The sequence below is a fragment of the Rhodococcus sp. NPDC058639 genome, assembly GCF_042717545.1.
Classification (GTDB): domain Bacteria; phylum Actinomycetota; class Actinomycetes; order Mycobacteriales; family Mycobacteriaceae; genus Rhodococcus.
The window spans coordinates 1-5,588 of sequence record NZ_JBHXRF010000016.1 but is presented as its reverse complement, the minus strand read 5'-3'; the positions used below and the strand labels follow the sequence as shown (position 1 = coordinate 5,588).

The following is a 5,588-nucleotide window of genomic DNA, read 5'->3' as shown; positions in this document are numbered from 1 at the left end:
CCCTCCAAGGACTGTGCCCAGAACGCGATCTGCTTGGCTGCCAACGACTCCGGGTCCGACTCGTCACCGAGTACCTCACGCTGCCAGATCGAGTAGTCGGCGTACTGCACCTCGAGCGCCGACCACCCCGGGGCCGCGCCCGCAGCCCGCGCCGCATACGCAGTGACCACATCCCGGGTCAACGGCCCCATCGAGAACCCGTCACCGGAAATATGATGAACCACTACCACCAGCACATGCTCCTGCGGCGCGACCCGCAACAACCGCACCCGCACCGGAACCTGGAGCGTCACATCGAAACCGGTAGTCACAGCCTCAACGACCCGCCCCGGCGCATCGTCGGCACTCACGTCCTCGACGCGTACCTCCACGACCGCGTCGCCGGCACCGAGCACCTTCTGGAAACCGACCCCGTCGACCTCCGGATACACCGTCCGCAACGACTCGTGCCGCGCCACCACATCCGACACCGCCGCCTGCAAAGCGTCGACATCCAACGAGCCCGACAATCTGATCGCCACCGGGATGTTGTTCGCCGCCGACCCCGGATTCAACCGGTTGAGGAACCACATCCGCTGCTGCGCCAACGACAACGGCACCAGTTCGGGACGGGTTTTCGCGACGAGAGGGGTCTCGTTCCCGACCGCCAGGGGTTCGATCAGGGCCGCGAGCTCTCCCACCGTGGAGTGCTCGAACAGTAGCCGCGCGGGTACGCGGGTGCCGAGGCGTTCACCGAGGCGCGCGGCGAGTCGGGTCGCCACGAGTGAATTGCCACCCAGTGCGAACAAGTCGTCATCGAGCCCGATGCACTCGACACCAAGGAGTGCGCCGAACTCTTCCGCCACGGCAACCTCGAGCGCAGTTGCGGGTGGACGAAACTGCACCGAAACCGACTCCGGCTCAGGCAACGCCGCACGATCGATTTTGCCCGACGGCGTCAAGGGCACATCATCCAACACGACGATCGCCGACGGAACCATGTGCGCCGGAAGCATTTCCGACACCGCTGCGGATATCTCACCGGCATCGATCTCGACACCTCCCGCGGAATGCACATACGACACCAGTCGCATCTCACCCGCCGGCGTCTCGCGGCCCACAGTGATCGCGAAATCGACTCCATCACAGGCCGCAAGCGCCGCATCGATTTCACCGAGTTCGACCCGAAGGCCGCGGATTTTGATTTGGAAATCGTTGCGCCCCAGGTAGACCAGTTCGTCGTCGCCACTACGCGGCGCACGGACGAGATCACCGGTGCGGTAGAGCCTCGTTCCGTCGGGACCCGCGACGAAACGTTCGGCTGTCAGACCTGGTCTGCCCCGATAACCACGAGCAAGAGCGGGACCCGACACATACAGCTCACCCGCAACACCGGGCGCGACCGGATTCAGGCGGCTGTCGAGTACGTACGCACCCAGATTTCGCACCGGCGTACCGATGGTCACCGGCCGCCCCGGCTCGAGAGCACCGCTGCAATGCGTCATGATCGTCGCTTCGGTCGGTCCGTAGGCGTTGAGGAACCGCCGTCCCGGTGCCCACCGCTCCACCACATCCGGCGGGCACGCCTCGCCGCCCGACACCACCATTTCGAGTCCGTCGAGTCCCTCGGGATCGAGCGACGCCAACACCGCGGGCGTAATCAGCGCGTGGGTCACCCGGTGACGACGAAGAAGCTCGGTCAGTTCGGCGCCGGCGAACGCATCGGGCGGGGCGACGACCATGGCAGCACTCACGGAAATCGCCATCAGCCATTCGAGCACCGACGCGTCGAAGCTGGGCGAGGCGACGTGAAGGGTGCGGGAGCCCGCAGTGGCCCCGAAGCGGTCCACCATCTCTTGTGCCAGGTCGGACAGACCGCTGTGCGTGACCGGAACGCCCTTCGGGCGGCCCGTGGACCCCGAGGTGTAGATGACGTACGCCGGGTTCTCGGCTCGCAGCGCACGCACGCGCTCGTCGAAGGACACCGGAGCGGGCGACAACGCTTCCACTTCGGCCCTCGATTGCGGGTCGTCGAGCGCGAGCCACTCCACGGTGTCCGGCAGCGACGACACCGTCGCCGCGAGCGTAAGCCCGATCGCCGCACCCGAATCCGCGAGCATGTACGCGACGCGATCGGGAGGGTAGTTCGGATCTACCGGAACGAAGGCCGCACCGGTCTTCGCCACCGCCCAGATGGCCAGCACGGACTCGAACGACCGCGCCAGTGAGACTGCGACAATGTCTTCGGGGCCGAGTCCACGGTCGATCAACGCTCGCGCGAGGCGCGAAGAGTCGGCGTCGATTTCCGCGTACGTCCACGAGCGATCCTCGAACATCACCGCGGGAGCAGAAGGGTCACGTTCCACCGCGGTCGCAAGCAACTGCGGCAGAAGTATCGCGCGCGAACCGCGCCGACGTGCGGGACGTCGACGCTCCCGTCCACGTTCGGACACCGGCGGCCGTCCACTCTCGGGTTCGCCGACGTTCTCCCGTGCCACGCCGTCCCCCTGCTGCATGCCGGCCTTGCGCGAGGCTTCACTCACCACTGGTCTCGCTTCCCTCATATCTCCGTTTCGGCCGTCGCCGCCCGTTGGTTACCGGACAGTCGTCAGCTGCCCAAATAGAGCATCGTGGGCCGGGGGTCATGTTACGGCCACTGGTGGGTCACACCCGTTGGGGCGACCTCGCGAGAGCCCCCGCAACACAAGGAAATTTGTCGTTCTTCCTGTTCAGGGAGCAATTCGTGTGTATTCCGAGTGACCGCCGGCCCCGACTCCCATGGCGTGAATGCGGGGGATGCGTGAATGCGCTGCAAGGACATTTGTAGACGACGATGCCGTCGGGGTGACCCGAGCGGTCTCCGTTCTCTCTGCGTTCTCTCTGCGAAAAAACTCCCTCACCGACCCGTGACCCAGGGATCTCTGGACGGGCTGAGAACCCATGCCGCACCCGACGGCGCGCTCACCTCTTCGCCGTCGATCACGAACACCGTCTCGAGGTCGGCGCACGCTGCCAGGGCATCCACCGCGTCGCGGGGCACGAACGCGTGGGTCACCCACTCTTCGTCCGCGAGATGGGCAACATCGGACGCATTGTCCGCCATCACCACTACGGCACCCGCGAGGGCGGCAGCGAGCACGGCATGGAGCACCCACCGATCCGCGTCCGGACCGGCAACGAGAATCCTTGCGTCGTAGGTCAACTCCTTGCCGACGATACCGTTGCGGAGGAGCGCGACCGCCCTTCCCTGCGAGAGCGCGGCGTCCGGGAAGCAGATCCCCGTATCCCCGGGACTCGGTACGGCGGTCCGCTCGGTATAGGCAATCGTCCGCGCCGAGAGGCGGGACACCTCCGAGACCAGGTCCGGTGCGTCCATAGCCAGTCGTCGGCCGGAGCCGTGAACGTCGCGGTCGGTGGTCGTCAGTACCCAGCGGGCAGCCTCCGACGACCCGACTGCCAGTGCCGCACCCGACTTGACCACTGCCCACGCAGCGACCACCAGGTCGATGCCTACAGGCAGATCGACGCGGACCGTCTCACCCGGGCCGGCTCCGAGGGCGATCAGGTAGCGAGCCCACTGCGACGAGCGTTGTTCGACCTCGCCGTATGTCGACTCGACGTCGCCCACCACCACTGCCGGCGCATCGGGATCGGACTCGACGGCGACGCGCAACTCCTGCGCGATGGTGACGTCGGCGTCCTGCACCGTCGTGGTGTCCTGACGCGGGGTGCTGCCTGTCACCGCTGTGATCTCGTCCTCCGTGCGGAGTTCGATGTCCCCGACGATCGCGGCGGGATCCGCAGCCACCGCATCCAAGAGAGCCACGAAACGACGGGCGAACGCATCCACGGTGCCCTTGTCGAACAGATCGGTCGCGTAGGTGAGTGCTACCGACATGCCTGCCGGCGTTCCCTCCGGGGTGTCGTGAGGTTCGACGGTGACCTGCAGGTCGAACTTGGCCGCGAGTTCCCCGGTGCCGATCGTGTCGACCGTCAGACCGGGCAGTTCCATCCGTGCCTGCTCGAGGTTCTGGAACGACAGGACGGTCTGGAACGCGGGATGACGAGCGGACGACCGGGCGATCCCCAATTCGTCGACGACACGCTCGAACGGGACGTCCGCGTGCGTGAACGCTTCGAGGTCACCGGATCGAACTGCGTCGAGCAGCGACTCGAAGTCCGTGGCCGGATCGACGTCCGTGCGCAGCGCCAGGGTGTTGACGAACATGCCGACCACGTCGTCCAGTGCTCGGGCGCCACGGCCCGCCACCGCGGTACCGACGATCACATCGCGGGAGTTGCTCAGCCGGGAGAGGAGGACGGCGATAGCGGCGTGCACCACCATGAACAGGGATGCCCGGCGCGACCCGGCGAGTGAGTCGAGACGCGAGTGGGTCTGCGCCGACACCTCGATTGTCGTGGTTGCACCCCGGCCGCTCGCCTGGGCGGGACGCGGACGATCGGTGGGCAGGTCGAGCAGATCCGGTATACCCGCGAGCCTCTCACGCCAGTAGGCCAGTTGGACCCCGGCGGGCGAGTCGGGATCATCGGCGTCGCCCAGTACCTCCTGTTGCCACAGCGCGAAGTCCGCGTACTGCACCTCGAGCGGAGGCAAGGCCGGGGCCGTTCCTGCCGCCCTGGCGATGTATGCGCCCATGAGGTCGCGGGCCAGCGTGGGCAGCGACGCACCGTCTGCCGAAATATGGTGCACGACCAGCACGAGTACGTGGTCGTCCGGCCCGAGGGATACGAGGCGACCGCGTACGGGCACCTCGGTGGTGACGTCGAATCCGCGCCCCGCGATCTCCGCCACGGCCTCGAACGCCTCGTGCTCCGAGGCTGCGGTCACCACCGTCAGATCTTCCACCGTGGTGGCCGGAACGATCTGCTGCCGAGGGCCATGTTCGTCGTGTGGGTACACGGTGCGGAGGGCCTCGTGACGTTCGACGACATCACGCACCGCCGCACCCAGGCCCGCGACATCGAGTTCGCCACGCAACCGGATGCCGAGCGGGATGTTGTAGGAGCCGGACGTGGGGTCGAGCTGGTTCAGCACCCAGATTCGCTGCTGAGGAAGGGACAGCGGGATCCGTTCGGGGCGGGTTCTCGCCACGAGTTCCGGCCTGCCGGATGCGACGGGACCCGCATCGATACGCGCCGCAAGGCCGGCGACGGTGGGTTCCTCGAACAATTCACGGATCGCCAGTGAAGAACCGAGGGCCTCGTTGACTCGGGCGATCACCCGGGTAGCGACCAGAGAGTTGCCACCGAGCGCGAAGAACGAATCGTCTGCACCGACTCGATCGATTCCGAGGACATCGGCCCATACATTCGCGATCGTGATCTCGGATTTGGTTGCGGGATCACGGGATTCGCGATCTCCGAAGACAGGGGAAGGCAACGCCTTCCGATCGAGCTTCCCACTGCTGTTGAGCGGAAACTCATCAAGCACCACAAACACCGACGGCACCATATACGCGGGCAACAACCCCGAGACGAACCCCGCCAACTCGCCACGATCGACCGTGGCCCCCACAACAGGCACCACATACCCCACCAGCTGATCCCCGAGATCCGAGGCCGACACCACCACCGCAGCCTGAGCGATC

General features: G+C 66.4%; 2 protein-coding genes. Both read right to left on the bottom strand.

All coding sequences use genetic code 11. From position 1 onward, the window contains the following. A partial coding sequence (locus ACFWU2_RS20735; RefSeq protein WP_378610143.1) for an amino acid adenylation domain-containing protein occupies positions 1–2,522 on the bottom strand: 2,522 nt, incomplete at its 3' end. 353 nt (positions 2,523–2,875) lie between these two features. Continuing rightward, positions 2,876–5,588: condensation domain-containing protein (locus ACFWU2_RS20730; protein WP_378610142.1), on the bottom strand; the 2,713-nt coding region annotated here is incomplete at its 5' end.